This is a genomic window from Micromonospora lupini str. Lupac 08 (assembly GCF_000297395.2).
GTDB lineage: Bacteria > Actinomycetota > Actinomycetes > Mycobacteriales > Micromonosporaceae > Micromonospora > Micromonospora lupini.
Genome location: NZ_HF570108.1, coordinates 6,237,260 through 6,263,501 on the forward strand (window position 1 = coordinate 6,237,260; position 26,242 = coordinate 6,263,501).

At 72.5% G+C, this 26,242-nt stretch carries 27 protein-coding genes and 2 tRNA genes; 12 read left to right on the forward strand and 17 right to left on the reverse strand.

Annotation, left to right across the window (positions count from 1 at the left end; genetic code table 11):
- Window positions 1–220: 220 nt before the first annotated feature.
- A complete protein-coding gene (locus MILUP08_RS37485; protein WP_369814844.1) occupies window positions 221–295 on the forward strand; it encodes a 50S ribosomal protein bL37 in 75 nt (24 codons plus the stop codon).
- A 124-nt stretch (window positions 296–419) separates the two neighbouring features.
- On the opposite strand, the gene rsrA is transcribed toward MILUP08_RS37485, so the two are convergent.
- From rsrA to MILUP08_RS29555, 5 genes are all read right to left on the reverse strand, one after another.
- Window positions 420–707 (reverse strand): mycothiol system anti-sigma-R factor, encoded by a 288-nt coding sequence (rsrA, locus tag MILUP08_RS29535; protein WP_007464731.1) that lies wholly within the window; start codon window positions 705–707, stop codon window positions 420–422.
- A gap of 1 nt (window position 708) precedes the next feature.
- Window positions 709–1,536 carry a sigma-70 family RNA polymerase sigma factor gene (locus MILUP08_RS29540; protein WP_039906834.1) on the reverse strand — a complete coding sequence of 276 codons (828 nt, stop codon included), beginning with the start codon at window positions 1,534–1,536 and terminating at the stop codon, window positions 709–711.
- Between the two features lie 216 nt (window positions 1,537–1,752).
- The gene (locus MILUP08_RS29545) at window positions 1,753–2,370 is read right to left on the reverse strand and encodes an alpha/beta hydrolase family protein (RefSeq protein ID WP_007464735.1); all 618 of its coding nucleotides are present in this window, start codon (window positions 2,368–2,370) and stop codon (window positions 1,753–1,755) included.
- A gap of 52 nt (window positions 2,371–2,422) precedes the next feature.
- Complete coding sequence (locus MILUP08_RS29550; RefSeq protein WP_007464737.1) at window positions 2,423–2,815, reverse strand: WhiB family transcriptional regulator; 393 nt, start codon at window positions 2,813–2,815, stop codon at window positions 2,423–2,425.
- A gap of 197 nt (window positions 2,816–3,012) precedes the next feature.
- Window positions 3,013–3,723, reverse strand: a complete 711-nt coding sequence (locus MILUP08_RS29555) for an SOS response-associated peptidase (RefSeq protein ID WP_007464739.1) — start codon at window positions 3,721–3,723, stop codon at window positions 3,013–3,015.
- A 102-nt stretch (window positions 3,724–3,825) separates the two neighbouring features.
- Here MILUP08_RS29555 and aroA point away from each other — a divergent pair, with 102 nt between their 5' ends.
- The 4 genes from aroA (at window position 3,826) to MILUP08_RS29575 (ending at window position 8,097) form a co-directional block, all read left to right on the forward strand.
- The gene (gene aroA / locus MILUP08_RS29560; RefSeq protein ID WP_007464741.1) at window positions 3,826–5,124 is read left to right on the forward strand and encodes a 3-phosphoshikimate 1-carboxyvinyltransferase; all 1,299 of its coding nucleotides are present in this window, start codon (window positions 3,826–3,828) and stop codon (window positions 5,122–5,124) included.
- 201 nt (window positions 5,125–5,325) lie between these two features.
- Window positions 5,326–6,336: a ribosome small subunit-dependent GTPase A gene (gene rsgA, locus MILUP08_RS29565; RefSeq protein ID WP_007464743.1), complete on the forward strand. Its 1,011-nt coding sequence runs from the start codon at window positions 5,326–5,328 to the stop codon at window positions 6,334–6,336.
- A gap of 28 nt (window positions 6,337–6,364) precedes the next feature.
- Window positions 6,365–7,183 (forward strand): histidinol-phosphatase, encoded by an 819-nt coding sequence (gene hisN, locus MILUP08_RS29570; protein WP_007464745.1) that lies wholly within the window; start codon window positions 6,365–6,367, stop codon window positions 7,181–7,183.
- Window positions 7,184–7,242: 59 nt separating this feature from the next.
- A complete protein-coding gene (locus MILUP08_RS29575; protein ID WP_377557374.1) occupies window positions 7,243–8,097 on the forward strand; it encodes a hypothetical protein in 855 nt (284 codons plus the stop codon).
- Window positions 8,098–8,143: 46 nt separating this feature from the next.
- Here the strand turns inward: MILUP08_RS29575 and MILUP08_RS29580 are convergent, their stop codons facing one another.
- The gene (locus MILUP08_RS29580; protein ID WP_007464749.1) at window positions 8,144–9,343 is read right to left on the reverse strand and encodes a glycosyltransferase; all 1,200 of its coding nucleotides are present in this window, start codon (window positions 9,341–9,343) and stop codon (window positions 8,144–8,146) included.
- A 229-nt stretch (window positions 9,344–9,572) separates the two neighbouring features.
- Between MILUP08_RS29580 and MILUP08_RS29585 the strand changes: the two genes are divergently transcribed.
- The 3 genes from MILUP08_RS29585 (at window position 9,573) to MILUP08_RS29595 (ending at window position 12,035) form a co-directional block, all read left to right on the forward strand.
- Window positions 9,573–10,568, forward strand: coding sequence for an SDR family oxidoreductase (locus MILUP08_RS29585; RefSeq protein WP_039906838.1), 996 nt, complete (start codon window positions 9,573–9,575; stop codon window positions 10,566–10,568).
- The gene (locus MILUP08_RS29590; protein WP_007464753.1) at window positions 10,568–11,374 is read left to right on the forward strand and encodes an ATP-binding protein; all 807 of its coding nucleotides are present in this window, start codon (window positions 10,568–10,570) and stop codon (window positions 11,372–11,374) included. Before MILUP08_RS29585 ends, MILUP08_RS29590 begins: the two co-directional genes overlap by 1 nt.
- Before the next feature lie 88 nt (window positions 11,375–11,462).
- Window positions 11,463–12,035, forward strand: a complete 573-nt coding sequence (locus tag MILUP08_RS29595) for a DUF5709 domain-containing protein (protein ID WP_007464755.1) — start codon at window positions 11,463–11,465, stop codon at window positions 12,033–12,035.
- Between the two features lie 5 nt (window positions 12,036–12,040).
- On the opposite strand, the gene MILUP08_RS29600 is transcribed toward MILUP08_RS29595, so the two are convergent.
- Window positions 12,041–12,688, reverse strand: a complete 648-nt coding sequence (locus MILUP08_RS29600; RefSeq protein ID WP_051066085.1) for a response regulator — start codon at window positions 12,686–12,688, stop codon at window positions 12,041–12,043.
- A gap of 14 nt (window positions 12,689–12,702) precedes the next feature.
- Entirely contained in the window at window positions 12,703–13,827 is a 1,125-nt protein-coding gene (gene macS, locus MILUP08_RS29605) for a MacS family sensor histidine kinase (protein ID WP_007464759.1), read from the reverse strand.
- A gap of 117 nt (window positions 13,828–13,944) precedes the next feature.
- Here macS and MILUP08_RS29610 point away from each other — a divergent pair, with 117 nt between their 5' ends.
- The gene (locus MILUP08_RS29610; RefSeq protein WP_007464761.1) at window positions 13,945–14,400 is read left to right on the forward strand and encodes an ATP-binding protein; all 456 of its coding nucleotides are present in this window, start codon (window positions 13,945–13,947) and stop codon (window positions 14,398–14,400) included.
- 24 nt (window positions 14,401–14,424) lie between these two features.
- Here the strand turns inward: MILUP08_RS29610 and MILUP08_RS29615 are convergent, their stop codons facing one another.
- On the reverse strand, window positions 14,425–15,363 hold the full coding sequence (locus tag MILUP08_RS29615) for a ribose-phosphate diphosphokinase (protein WP_007464763.1): 939 nt from the start codon (window positions 15,361–15,363) through the stop codon (window positions 14,425–14,427).
- Window positions 15,364–15,440: 77 nt separating this feature from the next.
- Between MILUP08_RS29615 and glpK the strand changes: the two genes are divergently transcribed.
- Window positions 15,441–16,925 (forward strand): glycerol kinase GlpK, encoded by a 1,485-nt coding sequence (glpK, locus tag MILUP08_RS29620; RefSeq protein WP_039906841.1) that lies wholly within the window; start codon window positions 15,441–15,443, stop codon window positions 16,923–16,925.
- A 7-nt stretch (window positions 16,926–16,932) separates the two neighbouring features.
- Here the strand turns inward: glpK and MILUP08_RS29625 are convergent, their stop codons facing one another.
- Both MILUP08_RS29625 and MILUP08_RS29630 read right to left on the reverse strand, forming a co-directional pair.
- Window positions 16,933–17,328, reverse strand: a complete 396-nt coding sequence (locus tag MILUP08_RS29625) for a hypothetical protein (protein WP_144057038.1) — start codon at window positions 17,326–17,328, stop codon at window positions 16,933–16,935.
- A gap of 167 nt (window positions 17,329–17,495) precedes the next feature.
- Window positions 17,496–18,329, reverse strand: coding sequence for a phosphoribosylaminoimidazolesuccinocarboxamide synthase (locus tag MILUP08_RS29630; protein WP_007464768.1), 834 nt, complete (start codon window positions 18,327–18,329; stop codon window positions 17,496–17,498).
- Window positions 18,330–18,463: 134 nt separating this feature from the next.
- Here MILUP08_RS29630 and MILUP08_RS29635 point away from each other — a divergent pair, with 134 nt between their 5' ends.
- On the forward strand, window positions 18,464–19,795 hold the full coding sequence (locus MILUP08_RS29635; protein ID WP_007464770.1) for an ABC transporter substrate-binding protein: 1,332 nt from the start codon (window positions 18,464–18,466) through the stop codon (window positions 19,793–19,795).
- A 213-nt stretch (window positions 19,796–20,008) separates the two neighbouring features.
- On the opposite strand, the gene MILUP08_RS29640 is transcribed toward MILUP08_RS29635, so the two are convergent.
- Entirely contained in the window at window positions 20,009–20,263 is a 255-nt protein-coding gene (locus MILUP08_RS29640; RefSeq protein WP_007464771.1) for a hypothetical protein, read from the reverse strand.
- Window positions 20,264–20,646: 383 nt separating this feature from the next.
- Between MILUP08_RS29640 and MILUP08_RS29645 the strand changes: the two genes are divergently transcribed.
- Window positions 20,647–20,958 (forward strand): hypothetical protein, encoded by a 312-nt coding sequence (locus tag MILUP08_RS29645; RefSeq protein WP_007464773.1) that lies wholly within the window; start codon window positions 20,647–20,649, stop codon window positions 20,956–20,958.
- 224 nt (window positions 20,959–21,182) lie between these two features.
- On the opposite strand, the gene MILUP08_RS29650 is transcribed toward MILUP08_RS29645, so the two are convergent.
- From MILUP08_RS29650 to MILUP08_RS29670, 5 genes are all read right to left on the reverse strand, one after another.
- A tRNA-Met gene (locus tag MILUP08_RS29650) sits at window positions 21,183–21,259 on the reverse strand.
- Window positions 21,260–21,384: 125 nt separating this feature from the next.
- A tRNA-Met gene (locus tag MILUP08_RS29655) sits at window positions 21,385–21,458 on the reverse strand.
- A gap of 60 nt (window positions 21,459–21,518) precedes the next feature.
- The gene (locus tag MILUP08_RS29660; protein WP_007464775.1) at window positions 21,519–22,460 is read right to left on the reverse strand and encodes a hypothetical protein; all 942 of its coding nucleotides are present in this window, start codon (window positions 22,458–22,460) and stop codon (window positions 21,519–21,521) included.
- The gene (locus tag MILUP08_RS29665) at window positions 22,450–22,959 is read right to left on the reverse strand and encodes a SigE family RNA polymerase sigma factor (protein ID WP_007464781.1); all 510 of its coding nucleotides are present in this window, start codon (window positions 22,957–22,959) and stop codon (window positions 22,450–22,452) included. The genes MILUP08_RS29660 and MILUP08_RS29665 overlap by 11 nt, the downstream gene beginning before the upstream one ends.
- A gap of 187 nt (window positions 22,960–23,146) precedes the next feature.
- Window positions 23,147–26,146 (reverse strand): UPF0182 family membrane protein, encoded by a 3,000-nt coding sequence (locus MILUP08_RS29670; RefSeq protein WP_083915942.1) that lies wholly within the window; start codon window positions 26,144–26,146, stop codon window positions 23,147–23,149.
- Between the last annotated feature and the right edge of the window lie 96 nt (window positions 26,147–26,242).

Sequence of the window (26,242 nt, forward strand, 5' to 3'; positions counted from 1 at the left end):
CCTCCCTTTTTCGCGATGTGCCTGCCGACGTATCCAATCACGCGAGGGTGGGGCGCGGGAGCGGAGCGGTACGGCCCGCATGCCGGGGCTGCCCCGGGGGAAGGCACCGGGTGCCGAGCGCACTACCATCAGCGGGTCGGACCCGACGCCGGGCGGCCGGTGGGTGCACCGGCGCGAGGCCGCGCGCAGCACGGATCCGACCCAACACGAGGAGGTCAGCATGGCGAAGAAGTCCCGCAAGAAGAAGGCTCGTAAGAAGAGCGCCGCGAACCACGGCAAGCGTCCCAACTCCTGAACGCGCCGACGGGCCGACGGCCCGTCACCGGTCAGTTGGACCCGGCGGAGGCCGGGTACGCCGGTGGCCCGGGTCGACGATCGACCCGGGCCACCGGTGTTTCACCGTTTCGGTACGCCGACGCTCAGTCGGCCAGCTCACGGGAGTCGCTGGTCTCGAAGACCACCAACTCGGTGAGCTTGACCCGCAGCCGCTCACGCAGCTGATCGGGTGCGGTCTCGTTACCGCAGCAACGGGCCACCAGCGCCCGCACCTCCTGCTCGAGGCCGTACTCGCGCAGGCACGGCCCGCACTCGTCGAGGTGGTGCCGGATCAGCGAGCGCCGCTCGTCGGCGCACTCGAGATCCAGATAGAGGTAGACCTCCGCGAGCACCTCGCGGCAGTCCGTCTCGTGCGGCTTCCCACAGCTCACGTCACACCTCCCGGCCGGCAGCGGCAGCGGTCGAGCCCTTCGCGGACCGGGCAGCGCTGAAGCCCCGCTCCCCTGCGTACTGCTCGAGCAGCTTGCGCAGATTACGACGGCCACGGTGCAGACGCGACATCACGGTGCCGATCGGCGTGCCCATGATGTCGGCGACCTCCTTGTAGGAGAAGCCCTCCACGTCGGTCAGGTAGACCGCCAGGCGGAACTCCTCCGGCAACTGCTGGAGGGCCTCCTTGACGTCGCTGTCCGGCAGCCGGTCGAGCGCCTCGGTCTCGGCCGAGCGCAGACCGCTTGAGGTGTGCGACTCGGCCTCGGCGAGCTGCCAGTCGGTGATCTCCTCCGTGGGCGCCTGGATCGGTTGGCGCTGCCGCTTGCGGTAGGAGTTGATGTAGGTGTTGGTCAGGATCCGGTAGAGCCAGGCCTTCAGGTTCGTGCCCTGCTCGAACTGGTGAAAGGCCGCGTACGCCTTCAGGTAGGTCTCCTGGACCAGGTCCTCGGCATCCGCCGGGTTGCGCGTCATGCGCAGCCCAGCAGCGTAGAGCTGATCGACGAATGGCATCGCGTCCCGCTCGAACCGGGCCCTGCGCTCGTCCGTCTTCTCGGTGGTCAACCGCACATCCCCTCGCGTCGGATGCTTTCCCGCCGAGGATACGCGCACGGACCTGCCCACAGATTCACTTCCGGCTGGTGTGCCCGTGCTCACCGCACCCACCCCGCCCGGTCCCGCTGTCACGGGCCAGTCCGGACCATCCAACAGCCGTTGCAGCTGCCGGGCGTCCCGCTCGTCCCGTTCCAGGCTTCGTGTCTCGGTCGGCACCGGTCACCCCCCTCGCAGAAAAGTCGTCCGGGGTTAGTAACGCGAGATGACCGGTGAGGCATTCCGCCCGGCTCTCCCGTTCCTGGTCCCGGCCCCGGTGGCGCCGGCGCTGGGACCAGGAAGGGCCTGGGAGGACTGGTGCCGTCCGTCCGTTTCGGGCCGGCGGCACCATCGGATGCAACGACCCGCGACCGGCAGCGGAAACGGTCGGGTGACTCAGTCGGCCACCCAGCGGTGCCGGCGCAGCCAGTCCCGCACCACGTCGGCGGTGCCGGCCGGGTCCCGCCGTAGGTCGTGCGTCTCACCCGGCCGGGTCACGACCTGCACGGTCGACCCGGACTCCGGCACCCCGAACGGGTCCCGGTCCCCGTTGACCACGAGCGTCGGCAGGCCGGTGGCCAGTTCGGCGGCCCGGGAGCGTTCCGGCCGGCCGGGCGGGTGCAGCGGAAAGGCCAGCGCGACGACGCCGGCCGCGCCCACCGCGCGGGACGTCCGGCAGGCCACCCGCGCGCCGCTGGAACGGCCACCCACCAGCACCGTGGGCACCTCGTCGTAGCGAGCGCGCAGCGCGGCGAGCACCGCCGTCCACGCCTCGTCGAGGTGCCCGGCGGGGGCCGGCGCGCGACGGCCGGCGACCCGGTAGGGCTGGGTCACCCGGATCACCGCCAGGCCGGCCGCGACCGCCGTGTCCCGCACCGCGAGCAGGTCGGGCGCGTCCACGCTGCCGCCCGCCCCGTGGCCGAGCACCAGCAGGGCGACAGCCGGCCGGGCCGGCAGGTCGGTGTCGATCCGCGCCGGACCGCGGGGTGTGTCGATGTCTTCGCTGGGCAGCACCGACCCATTCTGCGCCGACCTGGTCGGTCACCGGGACGGTTCGCCCCGGCGGTCAGCTCAGCGGCACCAGGGTGAGCAGGCGGTCGCGCACCGGCGGGCCGGCGTCGTCGGCCGCGTCCGGATCGGGCTCGACCTCGCCGCGCCAGGCGACAAGCATCGCCCGCCTCTCGCGGGGTGTGGTCGCGCCCCACACGCCGTGGCAGTCACCGACCTCCAGCGCCCACGCCAGGCAGGAGCCCTGCACGTCACAACTGCGGCACAGCGCGACGGCGGCGTCCGCCGGTTCGTTCGGCGCCGGAAAGAACGTCTCCGGATCGACGCTCTGGCACGTCCCTCTGGTGCGCCACGCGTCGTCCTGTCGGCGTTCTCGCAAGGCCCGCAGCAGCCGCGGATCTCTCCGTGCCGCAGCCACCTCGTGCGGGCGGGGCATACGCGCCCGTGTCATTCCACCCACCTCCCCCGTGGGACCGGCAAAATCGGTGGATGTCGTCCGCCCCGTGCGAATCGACAGCCACTACCGGCGCTGTGTTGTATCGCACTTCCGGACACCGGGACAAGGGGCTACGGAGAACATGGCTGAACGGCCAGGCGACGAATCGAGCAGAACCCTGGCAAATCGGCACCCGACGATGCCTGTCATTTTCAGAACAGGGTCAGCTCCGGCGGTGCCGGCAGCGGCGGAACGGACACCCGGGCGGTCAACTCCGGGCCGTCGTTCCGAACGTCACCCACGGCCGGCCCGACCGGGCGGATCTCCAACCCGGCCAGCCGGTCGGGAGACGTGGGCGCGAGCAGGCGTTCGGGCTCGTCACACGGCCCCAGCCAGGACGACCACCGATCGGGCGGCAGCAGCACCGGCATCCGGTCGTGCACCTCGGCCAGTTCGCCGAGCGCCGCGGTGGTCAGCACGCTGAAGGTGAGCCGGCTCTCGGCGGCGGACTCCCACACCGACCAGATGCCGGCCAGGGCCAGCACCGAGCCGTCGGCGGGTGTCATGAAGTACGCCTGCCGGCCACCGTCGGGCCGGCGGACCCACTCGTACCAGCCGTCGGCCGGGACCAGGCAGCGGCGGCGGGCGAACGCCCCGGCGTACGCCCGGCTGGTGGCCACCGTCTCGGCCCGCGCGTTGATCATGCGGGCCGCGCCGGCGGCGGACCGGGACCAGTGCGGAAGGAACCCCCAGCGGGCGACGCACAGGCTGCGGTGCCCCTCCGGGGTGAGCCGGACCAGCGGGACGCGGTCGGTGGGCGCGACGTTGTGATCCGGCCGGATCGCGCCGTCGGTGTCGTCGGACGACTCGAACAGCGCGCTCAACTCGCCCGAGCCACGGGTCGTCGCGTACCTGCCGCACATGCGCTCACGCTAACTCGTCCGGGGCCCCGCCTGCTGTCCCGCCAACCGGGAGTACGACCGCCGGCCGGCGTCACCCACCGGCGGACACGGCAGAATGTAACCGTGGGGAATCTGACCGCGACCCGGCCGCCGCAGCCGTGGACCGCACCGACCGCATCCGACCCGGTGACGGCGACGCTGCGCCTGCCCGGCTCCAAGTCGATGACCGCCCGGGCCCTGGTGCTCAGCGCGCTGGCCGCCGGCCCGTCGACGCTGGCCCGGCCCCTGCGCGCCCGCGACACCGAGTTGATGGCGGCCGGCCTGCGGGCGATGGGCGCCCACGTCTCGATCAGCGACGACGAGAGCTGGCTGGTCCGACCGCACCCGCTGGCCGGCCCCGCCCACGTCGACGTCGGGCTGGCCGGCACCGTGATGCGGTTCGTGCCACCGGTGGCGGGCCTGGCCGACGGGCAGGTCACCTTCGACGGCGACCCGCACGCCCGCACCCGGCCACTCGGCCCGCTGGTCGGCGCGCTGCGCTCGCTGGGCGTCCGGATCGACGTCACCGGCACGGGCAGCCTGCCGCTGACCGTGCTCGGCACCGGTGGGGTCACCGGCGGTGAGGTGGTGATCGACGCGTCCGTGTCCAGCCAGTTCGTCTCCGCGTTGTTGCTGGCCGCCCCGCGCTTCGACCGGGGCGTCGTGGTCCGCCACGTCGGCCCGCCGGTGCCCTCCGCGCCGCACCTGCGGATGACCGTGCAGATGCTGCGTGCCGCCGGCGCTGCGGCCGACGACAGCACGCCCGACGTGTGGACCGTCGAGCCCGGCCCGCTCACCGGGCGCGGCTGGGAGATCGAGCCGGACCTGTCCGGCGCGGTGCCGTTCTTCGCCGCCGCCCTGGTCACCGGCGGCGAGGTCACCCTCGCGGGTTGGCCGCACAGCAGCGCCCAGCCGCTCGAGCAGCTCCGCTCGCTGCTGCACCGGATGGGCGGCGAGGTCACCCTCACCACCGCCGGGCTGACCGTGCGGGGCACCGGGGTGGTGCACGGCCTGACCGCCGACCTGTCCGACGTCAGCGAGCTGACCCCCGTGCTGACCGCGCTGGCCATGCTGGCCGACTCACCGTCGGTCTTCACCGGCGTCGCGCACATCCGCGGCCACGAGACCGACCGGCTCGCCGCGCTGGCGCGGGAGTTCGCCGCCCTCGGGGCCGACATCACGGAGATGCCGGACGGGTTGGAGATCCGGCCCCGGCCGCTGCGCGGCGGAATGTTCGGCACCTACCACGATCACCGGATGGCGCACGCCGCCGCGGTTACCGGGCTCGCCGTGCCGGGCATCGAGGTGGACGACGTGGGGTGTACCTCCAAGACCATGCCCGAGTTCCCGGCACTATGGTCAGCGATGGTGACCGGAAAGTGAGCGTCCGCAAACCCCGTGGCGAGCGAGGCGGAGTCCCGCCGCAGCCGCTGCGGGGTTTCCGGACGCTCACTGAGAGCTGAGGCGAGAAGAGGACAGGTCCTGGCGACCAGACGGCGGGAGTACGACGAGGACGACGTACGGGTCCGACCCGGAAAGTCGTCGCGTCCGCGTACGCGCACCCGACCCCAGCACAGCGACGCGGTGGACGGTTTCGTCATAGCCGTCGACCGGGGGCGCTACCAGTGCGTGCTGGCCGGCGCCGAACGCGGCGTGGTGGGGGCCGAGCTGCCCACGGTGACCGCGATGCGGGCCCGGGAGCTGGGCCGCAAGTCGGTGGTCGTGGGTGACCGGGTCAGCCTCGTCGGCGACACCTCCGGCGCCGAGGGCGCGCTCGCCCGCATCGTCCGCATCGCCGAGCGCCGCTCGGTGCTGCGCCGCACCGCCGACGACGACGAGACCACCGCCGAGGGTCGGCTGGAACGGGTGGTGGTGGCGAACGCCGACCAGTTGGTGATCGTCAGCGCGTTGGCCGACCCACCCCCGCGCACCGGGTTCATCGACCGCTGCCTGGTGGCCGCGTACGACGCGGACGTCGAGCCGCTGCTCTGCCTCACGAAGGCCGACCTGGCCGGGCCGGAGGAGGTGCTGGGCTACTACACCGAGCTGGAGCTGCCGTACGTGCTCAACCGGCCCGACTCCGACCTGGGTGCCCTGCGCGCGCTGCTCAGCGGCAAGGTGTCGGTAATGGTCGGGCACTCCGGGGTGGGCAAGTCGACGCTCGTCAACCGCCTCGTCCCGGACGCGCTGCGCGCGGTGGGCGTGGTCAGCGCGATCGGTCGCGGCCGGCACACGTCGACAAGCGCGGTGGCGCTGCGGCTGCCGCCGGTGCCCGGGGTCGACACCGATCCGGGCTGGATCATCGACACCCCCGGCATCCGCAGTTTCGGGTTGGCGCACGTCTCGGCCGACAGCCTGCTGCACGGCTTCCCCGACCTGGTGGAGGGCACCGTCGACTGCCCGCCCAACTGCCCGCACACGGCCGACGAGGCCGACTGCGGGCTGGACGCGTGGGTGGCCGCCGGCAAGGCCGACCCGCGCCGGCTGGCGTCGTACCGCCGGTTGCTCGCCTCCCGGGCCGGCGACGGCGACGCGCGCGGCGACAGCGACCAGCGCGGGCCGGGCGAGGGTGACCGGCGCGGGCCCGACGAGTGACCCGCCGGGCGTCGGCTAGGTTGCCGGCATGACCGGGTACGCCGACGACCTCGCCCTCGCCCACCTGCTCGCCGATCGGGCCGACGCCATCGCCCTGGACCGGTTCCGGGCGCTCGACCTGCGGGTGGAGACGAAGCCCGACCTGACGCCGGTCTCCGACGCCGACACCGCCGTGGAGCGGGAGATCCGCGCGCTGCTTGCCGAGCACCGGCCCGCCGACGGGCTGCTCGGCGAGGAGTACGGCGCGCAGCCGTCCGTCCACCCGAACGGCCGACGGTGGATCATCGACCCGATCGACGGCACCAAGAACTTCGTCCGTGGCGTGCCGGTGTGGGCCAGCCTGATCGCGCTGTACGACGGCGACCGGCCGGCGGTCGGCGTGGTGTCGGCGCCGGCGTTGGGCCGGCGTTGGTGGGCCACCGCGGGCGGGGGCGCGTACGCCGGGCCGGGTCCGGCCGCGGGCGACCGGATCGGGGTCTCGGCGGTGCGCCGGGTAGCCGACGCGAGCGTCTGCTACTCGTCGCTGACCGGGTGGGAGGACGCCGGGCGACTCGACGCGCTGCTCGACCTGTTGCGGGCCGGTTGGCGCAGCCGGGCGTACGGCGACTTCTACGGCTACATGCTGTTGGCCGAGGGCGCACTGGACGTGATGGCCGAACCGGAGTTGTCGCTGTGGGACGTGGCGGCGCTGGTCCCGATCATCACGGAGGCGGGGGGCACGGTCACGGATCTGGACGGTCGGCCGTCCCCGACCGGCGAACCGGGCACCGAGAGCAGCGTGGTGGCCACCAACGGTGTGCTGCACGCCGACATCCTCGCCCGGCTGGATCGACCAGCCGAGCGCTGACCCCCGGCAACCTCTATCCTCGCCAGGTGGTCTCCTCCGGCTGGTGCTTCCTCGCGGCGATGATCGTCGCGTACGGCTTCGCCAACCTGCTCCAGTCGGTGGCTGCGGCACGCACCACCGTCCACCACACGTTCGATCCGGGCCTGCTGCTGCGACTGGCCGGGCACCGGACGTACCTGGTGGGGTTGAGCTGCCAGATCGGCGGTTTCGTGCTCGCCTTTCTGGCCCGGCGGGACCTGCCCCTGTTCCTGGTGCAGGCCAGCGTGGCGGCCGGGCTCGGGGTGACCGCCATCATCGGCGTGCTGGTGCTCAAGTGGCGGTTGCCGATGGCGGAGGTGGCCCTGTTGGCGCTGCTCTTCGCCGGGATCACCGCCCTGGTGCTGGCCGCGCGGCCGGCGCCGTCGAAGCAGCTCGGCACCGCCGGCTCGGTGGCCCTGCTGGTGGCGCTCGGGGTGATCGCGGTGCTCGGCGTCTTCGCCGTCCGACTGCACGGAGCGCCCGGGTCGGTGGCCCTGGGCTCACTGGCCGGGCTGGCGTTCTCCTCGGCTGCGGTCGCGGCCCGGCCGCTGGCCTCCGCGCCGTCGGCCGAGGCGTTCCTCGCCAACCCGCTGTTCTACCTGCTGATCGTCCACTCGATCGTCGGCCAACTGCTGCTCGGCCTGGCCATGCAGCGCGGCTCGACGACCGCCGCGGTCGCCGCCATGGACGCCGCCGGCGCGGTGCCGGCGGCCATCGTCGGTCTGCTGCTGCTCAACGACAAGATCTGGCCGGGTCGGGAGTGGCTGGCCGCCGCCGGTTTCCTGGTCACCCTCGCCGCCGTGATCGGCCTGACCCGCTACGCCCAGCCGCAGCAGCACCGCTCGGTGGCGCACCGCCACGACCGGGCCATGGTCGGCGCCGGCCGGCCCGTCTGACCGAAGACCCACGCCACACCCGGGGGCGCGGCGTGGGCTTCTCGGCTCAGGCCTCGACGGGCTTGCGGCGGCTCACGACCCGCTCGTAGAGGCGTTCCAGCGCACCGGCGGTCCGTTCCCAGGTGTAGCTGCTGCGGACCCGGTCCACGGCGGCGTGACCGTAGGCGAACCTGCCGGCGTTGTCGGCGAGCAGCCGGCGCAGGGAGACCCCGAGCGTCCGCACGTCGCCGGGGGGCACGAGTCGGCCGGTGACCTCGTCGACCACGGCATCCGCCAGGCCGCCCATCGCGTAGCCCACCACCGGCACGCCGCAGGCCATCGCCTCCAGCGAGACCCGCCCGGCCGAGGAGTAGTGCGGGGTGCAGGCCACCACGTCGGCGGACCGGTACCAGGTGGCCATCTGATCGTGCGGAACCGCCCCGACCAGGCGCACCTGGTCGGCCACCCCGGCGCGCTCGGCCAGCTGGCGGAGGCGACGCGCCTCCGCGTGGTTGGCCAGTTCACTGGCGGGCGGACCACCGGCGATCACCAGCTCGGCGTCGCCGACCAGCCGCATGGCCCGGATCAGGTCGTCCTGGCCGTGCCCCGGGGACAGTCCACCGACGGAGAGGATGCGGGCCCGCTGTTCGCGCGGTGCCGCCTCGCCGTCCGGGTGGAACTGCGCGATGTCCACCCCGGCGGGCACCATCGCCACCGAGGTGCGTTGCAGACCCATCCGGGTCAGCTCGTCCACCTCGTCGTTGCACTGGGCGACGGCGATGTCCACCGCCCTGGTCAGCGCCCGTTCCAGCGGGATCCGCTCCCCCGGGCCGTCGTAGTCGCCGCCCAGGTGGCGCAACTGCTCCACCCCGAGCGAGTGGAAGGTCTGCACGACCGGGATGTCGGTCTCCCGGACGGCGTGCGCGGCCGCCAGGCCGCCGATCCAGTAGTGCCCGTGCACCACCTCGGGACGCCAGGCGCCGCTCCACTCGTCGGTCAGCCAGCGCCCGAACTCCGTGACGTGCGGGATCAGACCGGCGGTGGGCAGGGCGGTCGCCGGACCGACGGGCACCCGGTGCACCCGGTAGCCGTCGACCTCCGCCGTCGCCGGCAGCCCCGGGTCGTCCCGGCGCTCGTAGATGCGGACATCATGGCCCCTGCCAGCCAGTTCGGCGGCGACCCGCGCAATGTGTTGTCGGGTGCCGACCGGCGGGCCGTCGGCGTGCCGGTACGAACTGGTGTGCGCGCAGACGAGGCCGACGCGCATGGGTCACCTCCCTGCGAATCTTTTCCTCGGCGGTCCCGGTCAGAGCGTCCCATTAACCTGCGGACCCGGAGCCGAAACCTGGCAGATCGGGAACAGTCACCGCAGGTGCCACCGACACTTGCGCCACGGCAACCACAGGAGCCCCGATCCGGTGCCGGCAAGGACGCTTCCCGATGATCCTCCGGCGGCTGGTGGTATGACCGGGCCCGACCGGGGGTACCGCTCAGGAATGCCGCTGACCCGCACCCTCGACGATTCGACCGTGGTGATCACCGGCGCGTCCAGCGGGATCGGCACGGCCACCGCGTACGCCCTGGCCCGCCGGGGTACCGCCGTGGTGCTCGCCGCCCGCAGCGAGCCCGCGCTCCGACAGGTCGCGCAGCGCTGCCGGGAGCTGGGCGGCCGGGCGTTGGCCGTCCCGACCGACGTGACCGATCTGGAGTCGGTGCAGCAGCTGGCCGACCGCGCGGTGGGCGAATTCGGCCGCATCGACGCCTGGGTCAACAACGCCGCGGTGAGCGCGGTGGGTCTGTTCGACGAGATCCCGGTCGCCGAGTTCCGGCGCGTGCTGGAGGTCAACCTGTTGGGCACGGTGCACGGGATCAAGGCCGCGCTGCCGTACCTCGGCGCGGCCGGCGGTGGCGTGCTGATCAACAACGCGTCGGTGCTGGCCGAGGTGGCGATGCCGTACCAGTCGGCGTACAACGCCGCCAAGCACGGCATCCGCGGGCTGGCCGACACCGTCCGGCAGGAGCTGCGGGTCACCGGTCGGGGGCAGATCTCCGTCTGCACCGTGCTGCCGGCCACCATCGACACCCCCTTCTTCCGGCACGCGGCCAACCACAGCGGTCGGGAGCTGGTGCCACCCCCGCCGGTGTACCCGCCGGAGGTGGTCGCCGAGACGATCGTGCGGTTGCTGCGCCGGCCGCGCCGCGAGGCGTACGCCGGTGGCGCCGCCCGGCTGATCGGCCTGCAGTGGCGGTTGGCGCCCGCTCTGGTGGAGCGCACCCTCGGCTGGTACCTGCACCGCACCCAGTTCGGTCCGGGTGCGCGGCTGGACAGCACCGGAAACGTCTTCCACGCCGACGGACAGGCCAGCCGCAGCGGGGGCTGGCACGGTCGGCGTCGGCAGCTGGTGCGGATGACCGCCGCGTTCGGTCTCGCCGCGGCCGGCACCGCCGTCGGCACGATGGCCATGAACCGCCGATCCCGATCGGATCGCTGATGACCGGCGTCGACCGACCGGACGCGCCGTTCGTCCGCGGGCCACACTCCGAGGCGACCATCCCGGTGGACGAGCGCTGTCGGGTGGAGGTCGACGAGTCGTCCCCGGTCGTCCGGTTGAGCGGCGTGCTCGACGCCGTCGAGGCGGGTCGGGTCCACGACGTGTTGCTCGCACGGCTGAGCGACCGGCCCGGCCCGGTGGTCGCCGACGTGACCCGGCTGCTGGTCGCCGACCCGGCCGGGCGGAGTGTCTTCGCCGAGGTCCGCCGGGAGATCGCCGACTGGCCCGCCGCGGACCTCCTGCTCTGCGACCCGGCGGTCTCCGGGCCCGGTCGCCCCGACGCCGTCCTGGCGGGTGTGCCGGCCTGGCCCACCCTGGACGCCGCGCTGGCCGCGGTCGCCGCGGCCCCGCTGGCGGCGGTGCTGACCGCCGAGCTGCCGCCGGCCGCGGAGTCCGCCCGGCAGGCCCGTGAGCTGGTCGCGACCGGTTGTGCGCGTTGGGGCATGCCCTCCCTGACCGACCCGGCGCAGATCGCGGTCACCGAGATGGTCAACAACGTGGTCACGCACGCCCGGACGCTTATGGACGTGCGGTTGGCGCCGCAGGGCGACACCCTGCACCTGGCGGTTCGTGACCACTCGTCGCGCCGGCCCACGTTCGCCGGTCTGTCCCCGCCGAACCGTGTGGGTGGCCGCGGTCTGCTGCTGATCGACACCGTGGCCCGCCGGTGGGGCACCAGCATGGTGCCGGACGGCAAGGTCGTCTGGTGCGTGCTGCACCCGGACGACGAGGCAGCGCACGGCTGACGGGCCTCGCGCGCCCGGTGTCCGGTTCGCCGCGGCATGACCGGCGGTGCTCCGGTTACGGCGGGAGGGCAGCGGGTAGTGATCAGACATGCGCGACAACGAGTATCCGACCCCCGTGTCCGACACCGAGGCGGAGGGGCTGCCCGACACCGCCGATGACGACTCGACCGCCAACGACGACGTGCTCACCGGGCGCGAGGCGGACGGCCCGGAGCCGGCGCAGCTGCCCGGCGACCGGACGCCGGTGGCGGTGGACCGCTTCGGGACGACCGCCGAGGAGCAACTCGACGGGGAGTCGTTGGACTACAAGCTCGACCGGGAGGTCTACGAGCGCCCGGTGGACGATCCGCTGGCCGGCCCGGTCGACCCGAAGATCGCCTTCGAGGCCGAGAACGAGGCCGCCGCGGCGGAGGCCCAGCTGGACGCCGACGTGATGGACCCGGGGCCCACCTCGGATCCCAACTCGCCGGTCTCCCTCTACGACCACGGCCAGCTCGGCACGGTCGCCGACCACACGGTGGGCCGGCTGGTGGAGCCGGACGAGGGGGCGCACACCGACCAGGAGACCGACTCCGTGGCGTACGACGCCGGGTCGGCGGGCGGCGGGGCGACCGCGGAGGAGCTGGCCATCCACGAGACCGAGCCGCCGCGCTCGGTCTGAGCCGATCAGTCGTCCAGGCCGCGCTCGATCGCGTAGCGGGTCAACTCGACCCGGTTGTGCAGGTGCAGCTTGCCCAGCGTGTTCTGCACGTGGTTCTGCACCGTGCGGTGGGACAGGCCGAGCCGCTGCGCGATCTGCTTGTACGACATCCCCTTGGCCACCAGGCGCAGCACCTCCGTCTCCCGGTCGGTGAGGCGGGGCCTTCCCGGCTCCGCGTTCCCGGTCGTTCCCTGCCCCGGCCCGGCGGCCAACCGCCGGTACTCCCCCAGCACCAACCCCGCCAGGCCGGGCGTGAAGACCGGGTCACCGGCGGCGGTGCGGCGGACCGCGTCGAGGAACGCGGCGGGTGCCGTCGACTTCACCAGGTAGCCGGTGGCGCCCGCCTTGACCGCGTCGAGCACGCTCTGCTCCTCGCCGCTGGCGCTGAGCATGAGCACCCGGACGTCGGGCAGCGCGGCACGCAGCCCGACGACCACCTCGACACCGGAGATGTCCGGTAGTTGCAGGTCGAGGACGACCACGTCGGGTCGGGCGGCGGCGGCAACCCGGATCGCCTGCCGCCCCTCGCCGCTTGTCGCCACCACCAGGAAGCCGGCCTCGGCCAGATCGCGGGCCACGCCCTCGCGCCACATCGGATGGTCGTCGACGACCATCACCCGCACGGCAGTCACCGCTGTGTCCTCGGCACGGTCAGCTCGATCTCGGTGCCCGCGTCGGCTGTCGACAGGATCCGGACCGTGCCCCCGAGGTCGGTCACCCGCCCGCGGATCGACTGGGCCACCCCGAGCCGTCCCTGCGCGGCGGCCTCGACCAGCCTGCCGTCCGGGATGCCCGGCCCCTCGTCACGGATCGACACGGTCACGGTCTCCCCCTCATCCTCGATCAACACCCAGGCCCGCCCGCCGGCGTGGCGGCCCACGTTGTCCAGGGCCGCCCCTGCGGCGGCCGCCAACTCGCCGGCCACCTGCCGGGGCAGGGTCACCGGGGTGGCGGGGGCCGAGAGCGACACCGCCGCCGAGGCGTACCGGCCGAGCAGGCCCCGCAGGTCCACCGCGTCCGTACCGCCGGCAGCGGCCGGTGCGGTGCCCGCGATCAGTGCCCGCAGGGCGGCCTCCTGCTCACCGGCGAGCCGGGCCAGTTCGCCGGCCTCGCCGGGCAGGTGCGCGCCGCGCCGCTGCACCAGCGCCAGCACCTGGAGCACCGAGTCGTGGATGTCGCGTGCCAGTCGTTCCCGCTCCCGGGTGGCCGCCTCCAGCTCCACCGCGTGTTGCAGGCGTTCCTCGGCGGCCACGGCGAGCCGGGCCACGTGCCCGACCACCACCCCGGCGAGCAGCAGCAGGATCACCCCGGTGAACGAGGACTGGCCGATCCGTTCCCGGGTGGCCAGGTCCGCGCCGGCGACCAGCAGCGCGGCCACCGTGCCCCGCCGGCGGCCGCCGGAGACGGCCCAGGCCAGCACCGGGCCGGCCATCCAGGCAACCCCCAGGGTGGGTACGCCGTGCCCGAGCGCCTCCCGTCCGACCGCCCAGGGGGTGGACAGCACGATGGCGATCACCACTCCGAGGTCGGCCAGCAGCAGCGGCCAGCGGCGCCGGGCGGGCCGGGCGTAGCCGACGGCGGTCGCCCCGGTCCAGAAGATCATCGTCAGGATCAGGGCGCCGACGGCGAACGGGTGGTCGTACCGGTCGACGTCGCGCACGGCGAGCGCGCAGACGTACAGGAGGGAGGCCACCCGGAACACCGTGAGCGCCCGCCAGAGCGGCACCTCGAAACCACCCGGGGGCGACGGCATGGCGGTCAGGATGCCATAACCGGGCCGGAGGCGTGGGCCACGGAGTGCGCCTCGGGGAACCCTGACGTACGGTGGAAAAGCCGCGAAATACTCCGAGATCCGCCGTCGGGACGGGCCATGACGAATGCAGATCCGCACGCACCGCGTACGGTTGTGCCCATCGAACCCTCCCTCCTGATCGCCGAGGCCTTCGAGCAGGCCCAGGTGACCGAGATTCGACACTCGGTCACCTCCTGCGCGCACGCCTCCGGCCTGGACGGCCAACGGCTGGACGACTTCGTGCTGGCGGTCAACGAGTTGATCACCAACGCCGTGCGGCACGGCGGTGGGCGCGGATGGCTGCGGCTCTGGCGGGAGCCGGGCGCGCTGTTCTGCGAGGTGGCGGACCACGGGCAGGGCATCACCCCGCAGCGGCTGGGCGACCGGAGCCGTCCCGCCCCGGACACCGCCGGCGGCTGGGGTCTCTGGCTGGCCCGGGAGCTGACCGACGACATGGAGATCGCCACCAGCGCCGCCGGCACCACCGTCCGCATCGCCGCCATCCTCTCCGCCACCGACCGCACCCAGCGCTGAACCCGGGCGCGGGGTGCGGGCGGCTCAGCCGAAGAGGGCCGAGACCGACTCCCCGTTGTGGATCCGGCGCATGGCCTCGGCGAGGGCGGGCGCCACCGAGAGGACCTCGAGTTTCCCGACCCGCTTCTCGGCCGGGATGGGGACCGTGTTGGTGCAGACGATCTCCAACACGCCGTCCTGGTCGCTGAGCCGCCGCAGCGCGTCGCCGGAGAACAGGCCATGCGTGCAGGCCAGCCGGATCGACCGCACCTTCAGGCCGCGCAGGTGCTCCATCAGCTCGACCACCGTGCTGCCCTTGGCGATCTCGTCGTCCAGCACGATGACGTCGCGGTCGGTGACCTCGCCGATCACCGCACTGATCTTGACCAGGTCGTCGCTGAACCGCTGCTTCGCACCGGCCGCCACCGGCGTGCCGAGCAGCCGGGCGAAGGCGGCGGCCTCCTTGGCGTTGCCCAGGTCGGGCGAGACCACCACCGTGTCGGTGAGGTCGTAGCGCCGGAAGTGGGTGGCCAGCTCGCGCAGCGCGTGCAGGTGATCCACGGGAACGCTGAAGAAGCCGTGCACCTGCGGCGAGTGCAGGGTCATCGCGAGCACCCGGTCCGCCCCGGCCGAGGTGAGCAGGTCGGCGACGAGCCGCGCGCCGATCGAGATCCGCGGCGCGTCCTTCTTGTCCGAGCGGGCGTACGCGTAGTGCGGCAGCACCACGGTGATCCGGCCGGCGGACGCGCCCCGCGCCGCGTCGATCATCAGCAACAGTTCGACGAGGTTCTCCTGCACCGGCGGCACCAGCGGCTGGATCAGGAAGACGTCCCGCTCTCGGCAGTTGGCCTGCAACTGCACTTCCAGACAGTCGTTGGCGAACCGGGAGACCCGCACCGGATGCAGCGGCACCCCCAGGTGGGCGCAGATCTCGGCAGCCAGGTCGGGATGGGCGGTTCCACTGAAAACGGCGATGTCGCGCACGTTCGCAGATCGTAGGCGATGCGGAGGCCAACGTGACGTCGGTCGCTCCGCGCCGCCGGTTTGGGTACGGTGCTGCCGTGACCCCCCAGTACGTCGCCGCCATCGACCAGGGCACCACCTCCTCGCGGTGCATCGTCTTCGACTCCGCCGGGGACATCGTCGCCGCGGCCCAACGCGAGCACCGGCAGATCTTCCCCCGGCCCGGCTGGGTGGAGCACGACGCCGAGGAGATCTGGGACAACGTCCAGCAGGTCGTCGCCGAGGCGCTGCGGGCCGCCGGCACGGACGCGGCCGGGTTGGCCGCCGTCGGCATCACCAACCAGCGGGAGACCACGCTCGTCTGGGACCGGGCCACCGGCCGGCCGGTGGCCGACGCCGTGGTCTGGCAGGACACCCGCACCGGGCCGCTGCTGCGCGAGCTGGCCTCGGCGTACGGCGAGGAGCGCCTCCGGGCCCGCACGGGCCTGCCGCTGGCCACCTACTTCGCCGGCCCGAAGGTGCGCTGGCTGCTCGACGAGGTCGACGGCCTGCGCGAGCGCGCGGAACGCGGCGAGGTGCTCTTCGGAACGATGGACAGTTGGCTGATCTGGAAGCTGACCGGCGAGCACGTCACCGACGTGACGAACGCCAGCCGGACCATGCTGATGGACCTCACCACCCTCGACTGGGATCCGGAGCTGCTGGACGCGCTGGGCGTGCCGGCGGCGATGCTGCCGGAGATCCGCTGCTCCGCCGAGGTGTACGGCACCGCCACCGGCGTGCTCGCCGGAGTGCCGGTGGCCAGCGCGCTCGGCGACCAGCAGGCCGCCCTGTTCGGGCAGACGTGTTTCCAGCCGGGCGAGGCGAAGTGCACCTACGGCACCGGCAGCTTCCTGCTGCTCAACACCGGCGCCAGCCCGGTGCCGTCGGCGCACGGCCTGCTCACCACAGTCGCGTACCAGATCAAGGGCCAACCTCCGGCGTACGCCCTGGAGGGCGCCATCGCCGTCACCGGCTCACTGGTGCAGTGGCTGCGCGACAACCTCGGGCTGATCTCCACGGCCCCTGAGGTGGAGGAGTTGGCCCGTACCGTGGACGACAACGGCGGCTGTTACGTCGTGCCGGCGTTCTCCGGTCTCTTCGCCCCGCACTGGCGCAGCGACGCGCGGGGCGTGATCGCCGGGCTGACCGGCTACATCACCAAGGGGCACCTGGCCCGGGCGGTGCTGGAGGCGTCGGCGTGGCAGACCCGCGAGGTGGTCGACGCGATGAACGCCGACTCCGACGTGGCGCTGCGCCGACTCCGGGTGGACGGCGGGATGACCGCCAACGGTCTGCTCATGCAGTTCCTCGCCGACGTGCTCGACGTTCCGGTGGTCCGCTCCCGGATCACGGAGACCACCTGCCTCGGCGCCGCGTACGCCGCCGGCCTGGCAGTGGGCTTCTGGCCGGACCTCGCCACCCTGCGCGCGCAGTGGCGCTCGGACGCGCAGTGGGAGCCGGCCATGGCGCCCGAGCTGCGCGAGAGGGAGCTGCGCCAGTGGCGCAAGGCAGTGCAGCGCACCCTGGACTGGGTGGACTGAACCCGCGTCAGCGCTCGGTGTCGGTCACCGGGAGCTCGCCCGGAGCGGGTCGGCGGCCGCGCCGCACCCGCTGCACGCCCGCCTTCAGGAAGACGACGGCGAGCGCCACCATCGTCGCGAACAGGGCGGAGCCCACCATCAGCGGGGCGATGAGCCAGGCCATCAGGCTGACGGTGGCCCGCTTCCCGTTGGCCCAGCCGTCGACCCGCTCGCCGGCACGCGGCGAACCGCCGCCCACCGGGCCGGTGACCACACGCCCGTCGGACATGTGCCAGGTGCCGCGGCACCGCTGGGTTGCCTTCGGACCGCCGAAGTCACAGGAATCGACCCGGATGCTCACCCGCTCGGCGCCGATCACGTTGCGGCCGAGGCCGACGGGCAGCACCAGGAGGACCAGGAGCATAAGGATCGGCAGCAGAATCCGTTGCCAGCGCGGTCGGCGGGCCATTCGGGAGACGTAGTCATCGGGGGGCGTAGACGCGGAACGTCCGGACGACATAGGCCGCAGACTACCAACGACGGGCACCACCGCCGATCCCTGCGCAGACGCCGGCCCTCCGGACGCCGCGTTCACTCCCAGCGGTTGCCGGTGAGCTTCTCGTACACCTCGACGTAGCGGGCGCGGGTCGCCTCGACGACCTCGGCGGGCACGTCCGGGGCCGGGGCCTGCTTGTTCCAACCGCTGCCGGTGGCCCAGTCCCGCACGTACTGCTTGTCGTAGGAGAACTGCACCCGGCCCGGCTGGTACGAGTCGGCCGGCCAGAACCGCGACGAGTCGGAGGTGAGCAGCTCGTCGGCGAGGACCAGGGTGCCGTCCGGTGCCCACCCCAGCTCGATCTTGGTGTCGGCGATCAGGATGCCCCGGTCGGCGGCCAGCTCCGCGCCACGCCGGTAGACGTCGATGGTGATCTGCCGCAGCCGCTCGGCGGTCTCCTCGCCGACCTTGTCCACCACCTCGGCGTACGTGATGGGTTCGTCGTGTTCGCCAATCGGCGCCTTGGTCGACGGCGTGAAGATCGGCTCGGGCAGGATCGACGCCTCGCCCAGCCCACGCGGCAGCGGTACGCCGGAGACCGCACCGGTGCGCTCGTACTCCCGCAGACCGCCGCCGGTGAGGTAACCGCGGGCGACGCACTCGACCGGGATGATGTCCAGCCGCTGGCAGCGGATCGCCCGCCCGGCGAACTCGGCGGGCACGTCGGTGGCCGAGATGACGTGGTTCGGCACCAGGTCGGCGAGCTGCTCGAACCACCACAGGGAGAGCGCGGTGAGCAGGCGACCCTTGTCCGGGATCGGCGTCGGCAGCGCCACGTCGTAGATCGAGATGCGGTCCGAGGCGACCAGGATCAGGTCGTCGCCGTCGGCGTAGATGTCCCGAACCTTGCCCGAGTGCAGAAGTTCCACGCGCCCTAGTACATCACGCGATATCGGAGGGCCCGATTCGACCACCAGGGTCGGGCATGGCCGGACGGACGTTGACACCCTCCTGCGCCGCCTGCGTGAATGGTCCGACCCGTCCGTACGTGCCAGGAGCCCCCGTGCCCGTTGTTCGTCCCCCGATCGCCCGCTTCGGCGCCGACCCGGGCCGACGCCGAGTGCTCACCGCGCTGCTCGGCGCTCCCCTGCTGGCCACCGGCGGGCTGGCCGGATGCAGCGACGGCGCCGACACCTCGACCCAGGACGGGCCGATCGAGCTGTCGGTCTTCTGGTGGGGCGGGACGAAGCGGGCCGAGCTGACGGAAAAGGCCCTACGGCTGTATTCGGAGCGCAACCCGCGGGTCAGCTTCCGGGTCACCTGGCAGGGCATCGACGGCTATTACGAGCGGCTGGCCATCCAGGCCGCCGGCGGCAACATTCCGGACCTGATCCAGCTCGACGACGCCATGCTTACCGAGTACGCCGAACGCCAGATCGCGCTCGACCTCACCGAACAGGCCGCCGACCACAGGTTGGACCTGCGCGGCCTGCCGGAGGGTCTGATCCGCTACGGCACCGTGGACGGCCGGACGATGGCGGTGGCCGCCGGGCAGACCCTCGCGGCCGTGGTCTTCAACCGTGACCTGCTGCGCGAGCTGCGGGTGCCCGAGCCCCGCGGCGGGATGTCCTGGGTGGACTACATCGCCTGGGCACAGCAGGTCACCGAGGCCAGCGACGGCCAGGTGGCCGGCACGATGGACGCGTCCGGCGACTACCGCGCCCTCTGGCTCTGGCTCCGGTCCCAGGGCAGCGATTTCTACCGGGGGCGGCAGCTGGGCTTCGGCGCCGAGGAGCTGATCGCCTGGTTCGAGCTGTGGCAGCGCGCCCGCACCGGGCGGGCCACGCCGGGCGCGGCCCTCGTCGAGCAGGCCGACAGCGGGGAGCCGGCCCGGCAGTTGGTCGTCACCGGGTTGACCGCCGCGTCCTTCGCCTGGTCCCACCAGTTGCCGGAGCTGCAACGACTCACCGATGCCGAGCTGGGCGTGGTGGGCTTTCCCGGCCCGCCGGGCGCCCAGTGGGCGCGCGCGTCGATGTACTGGGCCGGCTTCCGGGGCACCCGCCACCCGGACACGGTGGCCGACGTGATCAACTTTCTGACCACGAACGGCGAGGCGGGCACCATCCTCGGCCACGAGCGGGGCCTGAACGCCAGTCTCGCCGTCCGCCGCTACACCGAGGGCAGCATCACCGACCCGGCTCAGCAGCGCGCCGCCGCGTTCGGCGCCAGCATCGCCGGCCAACTGGGGCCGGCGCCCGCGCCACCGCCGAAGGGCCATGCCAAGGTGCGTTCCCTGCTGGTCACCGCCGCGGAGAGCCTCCGCGCCCGGCGTGTCGGCACGCGGGCGGCGACCGCACGCTTCCTCGCCCAGGCCAACGCCGCCCTGGCCGCCTGAGCCACCACCGCCGGCCACACCCACCGGCCGCTACCAGCCATGCCTACAGCCCGCTAACGGCCGCCGCCAGCGACGCCTGCCGGCCGCCACCGGACGCCGCCAGCCACGCGGACCGCCTGCAGCCGGGCGGCCCGCCTGCACTCAGCCATACCTGCCGGCCGCCCGGGCCGCCGCCGACCTGTGGTCGTCGGCGGCCGGCCGGATGGGCGACGGTCAGCGCGGAGGGCCGCCGCGCCGGTTGCGCGTCAGACGCAGCACCAGGAACACGATGATCGCCACCACCACGAGGCAGCAGAGCAGACCGAGGAAACCGAAGCCGCCGCCACCACGGGAGCGCCGCCGCGCGGCCTCCACCACCACCTCGCCGGTCCCCGTGGACGCCCAGGCCGCGACCGGCACGAAGACCGCCAGGACAACCGCACCGAGGACCGCGCTGAGCCGGCCCCACCATTTACCGAATGAAGACATGCGCCCATCCTCGCCGAAGGACGCAACCTCGGCACCTCGGTCCACGCCGAATTCACGCCGACGCTGCGGGCTGGGCGGTCGGAGCGGACCCGCCGCCGGAAAACGCTCCCGCAACCTCACGCAGCCCGGGTCCCGACCGTTGCCCGACGGCACCTCGCGACTCGACGCCGTCTTCGCCGGGGCAGCGTACCGACTGGGTCTCCGCCGGCGAGGGCATCCGCTGGAAGCAGGACTCCTACGTCGACGGCTGGACGCGGTCGCACACGGACGAGATCGCCTACCGGCCGGGCAGCGTCCAGAAGGACCGTTGGTTCGAGCCCATCACGCGGCACGCCTGCTGACCTACGACATCCCGTTCCGCGGCCCAGGGTGACAGGCAACTGGTGCAGTTCGAGGGCTGGCCCGAGCTGTTCGCCGGTGAGTTGTCACCGGAGAAGTTGCCGTACCGGCTTGTCGTCGAGACCGAGACCAAACCCGAGTACACCCCGTACTCCTCCACCACGCGCACCGACTGGAGTTTCCTCTCCGGCGCCGCCCAGGACGTGCAGGCCATTCCGCTGGTCCAGTTGGACCACGACACGGAGGTGGACCTGGCGGGCCGTGCGCCGCGCAGGAGCGACCTCGCCATCACGCCTGTCGTGGTGGGCAGCGGCAGGGTCTCAAGGAGCGCAGGGGCACCTGGACGGCGTCGGTGAACGCGCCGAGCCGGGCCGAGTACGTGTCCATCCGTGTCACCGCCGCGCAGCGCGACGGCGGTGGCGTCACTCAAACCGTCATGCGGGCCTTCGGCCTCAGGTGACAGCAGTGGGGGTCGGTGCCCGTCGGGCGCCGACCCCCGCGCGCGCCGGCGTCATCCCGGCCGAAAACCAGAAAACCCGGCCCCAAGGATCTGGGACCGGGAACCGGCGTGCACTTTCCGTGGTAGCGGGGACAGGATTTGAACCTGCGACCTCTGGGTTATGAGCCCAGCGAGCTACCGAGCTGCTCCACCCCGCGTCGACTGGTTAACCCTAACCCATCCGCCCCGACGATGATCAGCGGGGGTCCTCGTCAGGGCGGGACACGAGTCCCGGACAGGGCGAAAGCCCGCCCCCGGCGAACCGGAGACGGGCTTTCAGTCGTAGCGGGGACAGGATTTGAACCTGCGACCTCTGGGTTATGAGCCCAGCGAGCTACCGAGCTGCTCCACCCCGCGTCGGCTCGTTAACCGTAGCGCACCGACCCGGGGCACCGCAAAACGACTCCGATACCGCCGTCAGCCGAGCCATTTCTCGATGGCCGCCACCGCCCGCCGGCTGTCGGCGTCGACCTGCGCGCGTTCGGCGGCGGTGTACTCCCAGCCCTGCTCCCAGAGCACCGTCACCACGTCGTCGACCCGGACCGCCCGGACCAGTCGCACCTCGTCCGCGCCCGGATCGCCCATGCCCTGCGGGTACGGCGCACGCAGCTCGAACAGCACCGACTCGTCGCCGTACGCGCCCGGGTCCAGCAGCCGCTGCCGCCAGGTCCTGGTGTCGTCGGGCATCCTCTGCTCCGGGCAGGCGCGGACGGCCTGCCGCAGCTCCCGCAGCGCGTCGTCGGCGCGGCCGGGACGGTAGATCGTGATGCTGTGCCGGTAACTGCCGTCCGGCACGCTCCCCACCCGGGTCTCCGGTCGCTTGTAGGCCAACGAGCGGGCACGGCGCTGCACCACCGCCGACTCGCTGGGATACCGGGCCCCGCACAGCGCCGGCAGGACCGGGCCCGCCGCTGTCGATTCCAGGCCCGTCCGGTTGGCCGCCGCCAGGACGAAGAAGGCGCGGTCCGGGATCGAGGTCGGTGGGGGGGCGGTCACCGCGCCGGTGGGCTCGGGCGACCGCGTACCGCTGGGGGTGGCGCGCGACGGCGTCGGGGACGCCGTGGACGCGGACGGCGGCGCGGACGGGGATGGGGACGGGGGAAGAGCCGACCCGGTCGGCGGTGGGGAGGCCGGTGTGCCGGCCGGTGGCGGCAGCGGCGCGGACCCGTCGGCGGAGAACGCCAGCCGCCCACCGGCGGCCACCCCGCCGAGCAGCACCGCCACCGCCACCGCACTGCCGGCCACCTGGACCCGGGCCCGCCGGTCGGCGTGCCGCCGGACCAGCTCGGGGTGGGCAATCTCCACACCGTCGGCCACGACGGTGAGCGACCGGTACAGGTCGGAGAGTTCAGCTGACATCGTTCGCCTCCAGCTCGTCGATGTGGACGTCGGGCAGCAGTACGGCCAGCCGGGACCGACCGCGGGACAACCAGGACTTGACGGTGCCGAGCGGGACGCCGGCTTCCCGAGCGATCTCCTCGATCGGCATGTCGAAGAGGTAGTGCAGGGCCAGCGCCTGTCGCTGCGTCGCCGGCAGTTGGCGAAGTGCGTGCACGAGCAGCACCCCGTTCTCGCTCGGTGGCGGCGCGGTCGGTGGCGGCCCGCTGCGGCTCGCCATCACCCGCCAGCGGTGCAGGTGCCGCCAGCGGTCGTTCGCCAGCCGGGACACCACCAACCGCAGCCACGCCTCGGGCGCCGGATGCTCGGACAGTCGCCCCCACTGCCGCCAGGCCCGCGCGAACGCCTCCTGAACGAGGTCCTGCGCCTCGGTGTGGTCACCGCTCACCGCGTAGCCGTACCGCATCATCCGCCGGGCGGTGCTGCGGTAGAACTCGTCGAAGCTCTGTGCGTGCCTCACGCCTGCCCCCTTGTCCGCCCCCGTTGCATCAAGGACGGCGGGACGTGGTCGCGGGTTGCGGCTCAGCCGGACAAAGCATGTCGGAGAGGCGACAGGCCGGCATAACGTACGGACACGACGGAGCCCTCGCCGTCCGGACCGCACGGGTCCGACGACGAGGGCTCCGGGGTGCTCCTCGGGTGGCCGGTCAGCCGCCCGGGGTGGCGCTCGGCGACGGCGGCGCGCCGCCGCTCGGCGTGCCACCGGGGTTGGCGGCCTGCTGCGCCTGCTGGAACGCGGTGAGCGCCTCGTCCAGCGCCTTGAGCGCGCGACCGTACCGCTCGAAGTCACCGGAGGTCTGCGCGGCGCGGACCTCCGTGATGGCGGCCTGCACCCGGTCCGCGGCGGTGGCCAGCGGGCCGGTCGGCGGCGGGTTGGTGCTGCCCGGCGTCGGCGTCCCGCTCGGGGTAGCGGTCGGCGACGGGTTCGTCGGGTTGCCCCCGGTGGTCGGCGGCGGCGAGGTGCCCTGCCCGGCCTTCTTCCCCTGCTCGACCAACTGCTTGATGCCGTCGTTGATGTTGTCGGCGAGCGCCACGAACGAGCCGCCGTCCCCGTAGGAGAGCAGCACCTTCTGCAGCAGCGGGTACGCGTCCTGCTGGTTGCTCTTCACGTAGACCGGCTCGACGTAGAGCATGCCGTCGGCGAAGGGCAGCGAGAGCAGGTTGCCGTACTGCACCTGCGCCTGGTTGCTGGAGAGCAGGTTGAGCTGCTGGCGGATGTTCGCGTTGTTGGTCATCTGCTGGTGCACCTGCACCGGCCCGGAGATCCGGGTCTGGTCCGGCAGCTCCAGCACCTCCAGCCGGGGCTTCCCGTCGACGTACGACCCGGAGATCAGCGCGGCCAGGTTCTGCCGGCCGTTCGGGGTGACCGCCGAGGTGAGCTGGAACCGCGGGCCCTCCTGGCCCGGGAACTGGGTGAACAGGTAGTACGGCGGCTGCTTCTGGCCACTGTCCGGCGCGTCCGGCACGTTCGGCACCTGCCAGAAGTCCTGCGCGGAGTAGAAGTCACCCGGGTTGGTCACGTGGAACTTGGTGAGCAGGTTGCGCTGCACCTTGAACATGTCGGCCGGGTAGCGCAGGTGCTCCGTCAGCTCGACCGGGATGTCCGCCTTCGGCTTGATCAGGTCCCCGCCGAACGCCTTGTTCCACGCCTTGAGCACCGGGTCGGTGTCGTCGTACTCGTAGAGCGTCACCGTGCCGTCGTACGCGTCGACGGTGGCCTTCACCGAGTTGCGCATGTAGTTGACGTTCTCCCGGGCCAGCTGGAACGTGCCCCGGTTGGTCAGCTCGTCGGTCGTCTCGGTCTGCAGGTTGACCCGCTCGGCGTACGGGTAGGTCGCCGCAGTCGTGTAGCCGTCGACGATCCACTGCACCCGACCGTCGACCACCGCCGGGTACGGGTCGCCGTCCAGGGTGAGGAACGGCGCGACCTTCTCCACCCGGTCCCGCGGGTTGCGCACGTACAGCAGCTTGGAGTCCTTGTTGACCGCCTCGGAGAGCAGGAAGTTCGACTCCTGCTCCTTGATCGAGTACAGCAGCCGCCGGGTGAAGGAGCCGATCTCCACGCCGCCCTCACCGGTGTAGGTGTAGGACTCGCCGCCACCCTCACCGACCGGCCTGTCGAACTCGGCCTTCTTGTTCGGGTCGGACTGCCCGACGATCGCGTAGTCGTCGGCCGCCATCCGCTCGCCGTAGTAGATCCGCGGCTGCTTGGCCGGGATCTGCTCGGTCTGCGAGGAGCACGCCTCCTGCGTCTTCTCGCCGAGGAAGCCGGAGACGAAGAACGGCTGCCCGCCGCACACCACCTGGTTGGCCGGGGCGGCCACCAGCCCGTACCCGTGGGTGTAGACGGTGTGCCTGTTGATCCAGGTGTTCTGCTGGTCGGTCAGCTCGCCGTAGTTGATCTCACGGACGCCGACGACGTAGTCGGAGGTCTTGCCGTTCACCCCGTACCTGTCGATGTCCAGCTTGGGGCCGAAGTCGTAGAAGCCCCGCACCTGCTGGAGCTGGGTGTACGTCTCGCTCACCAACTGCGGGTCGAGCAGCCGCACGTTCGACACCACCGACGTGTCGGTGGCCAGGTTCGCCGGTGGGGTGAGGTTGTTCGCCGCGTACGGGGTGGTCTCGGTGGCCCCCAGCCCGAACGCCGCCCGCGTCGCGTCGATGCTGCGCTGGATGTACGGCGCTTCCTTGTCCTTGGCGCTCGGCTTCACCTCGAAGGTCTGCACCGCCCAGGGGTAGATGCCGCCGATCGCCACCGCGGAGACGCCCAGCAGAGCGAGCGAGATGCCCGGCCAGACCAGGTTCCGCATCCAGGCGTTGGAGAACACGATGATCGCGATCGCCACGACGATCGAGATGTACGCCAGGATCTCCTTCGCCGGCAGCAGCGCGTTGACGTCGGCGTAGCCGGCGCCGTACAGCTTGGCGCCCTCGTTGTACTCAAGCAGCATCGCGCGGCGGTCCAGCACGTACGCCAGGGCCTTGAGCAGCACGAACACCGCGACGAGGGTGCTCAGGTGAGCGCGGGCGGCGTTGCTCATCCGGTCCCCGACGCCCTGCAGGCGAACCCCGCCGAAGAGGTAGTGCACCGCAAGCGCGCCGATCAGGGCCAGCACCACTGCGGTGAAGCCGACACCGAGCAGGTAGCGCCAGAACGGCAGCTGGAAGACGTAGAAGCCGATGTCCACCCCGAACTCCGGGTCCTTGATCCCGAAGTCACCACCGTTGCGGAAGAGCAGCCACTGGTTCCACCGGCTCTGCGCGGACAGGCCGGCGAAGAGGCCGACCACGGCGGCGGTCAGCGCGATCCAGGTGCCGAGGCGCGGGCTGAGTGCCATCCGGTAACGCTCCAGGGTGGCCTGCTCCACCGAGTGCGGCCGCAGCCGCGGACGCAGCCGGTGGGCCAGCCACAGGTTGCCGCCGACGATCACCGCCATGCCGAGGCCGATGACGAGGAACAGCGTCAGCCGGGTGACAAGCACACCGGTGAAGACCTCGGTGTAGCGGACCTCGTCGAACCAGAGCCAGTCCGTCCAGGCCTGAACACCCCAGCCGAGCAGGGTGAAGAGCACGAACACCCCGACCAGGACAGCGATGGTGACGCGGCCGCGCCGGCTCATCCTCGGCAGGGGGCTGCTGCTACGCATTACCACTGTTGGCTCCGCACGCTCGATGTGATCGGCTCCGATCAGGCACCCAGAGTACGGGGTGTTCCTGAGCGTGTCGGGGCACGGTCACGCCGG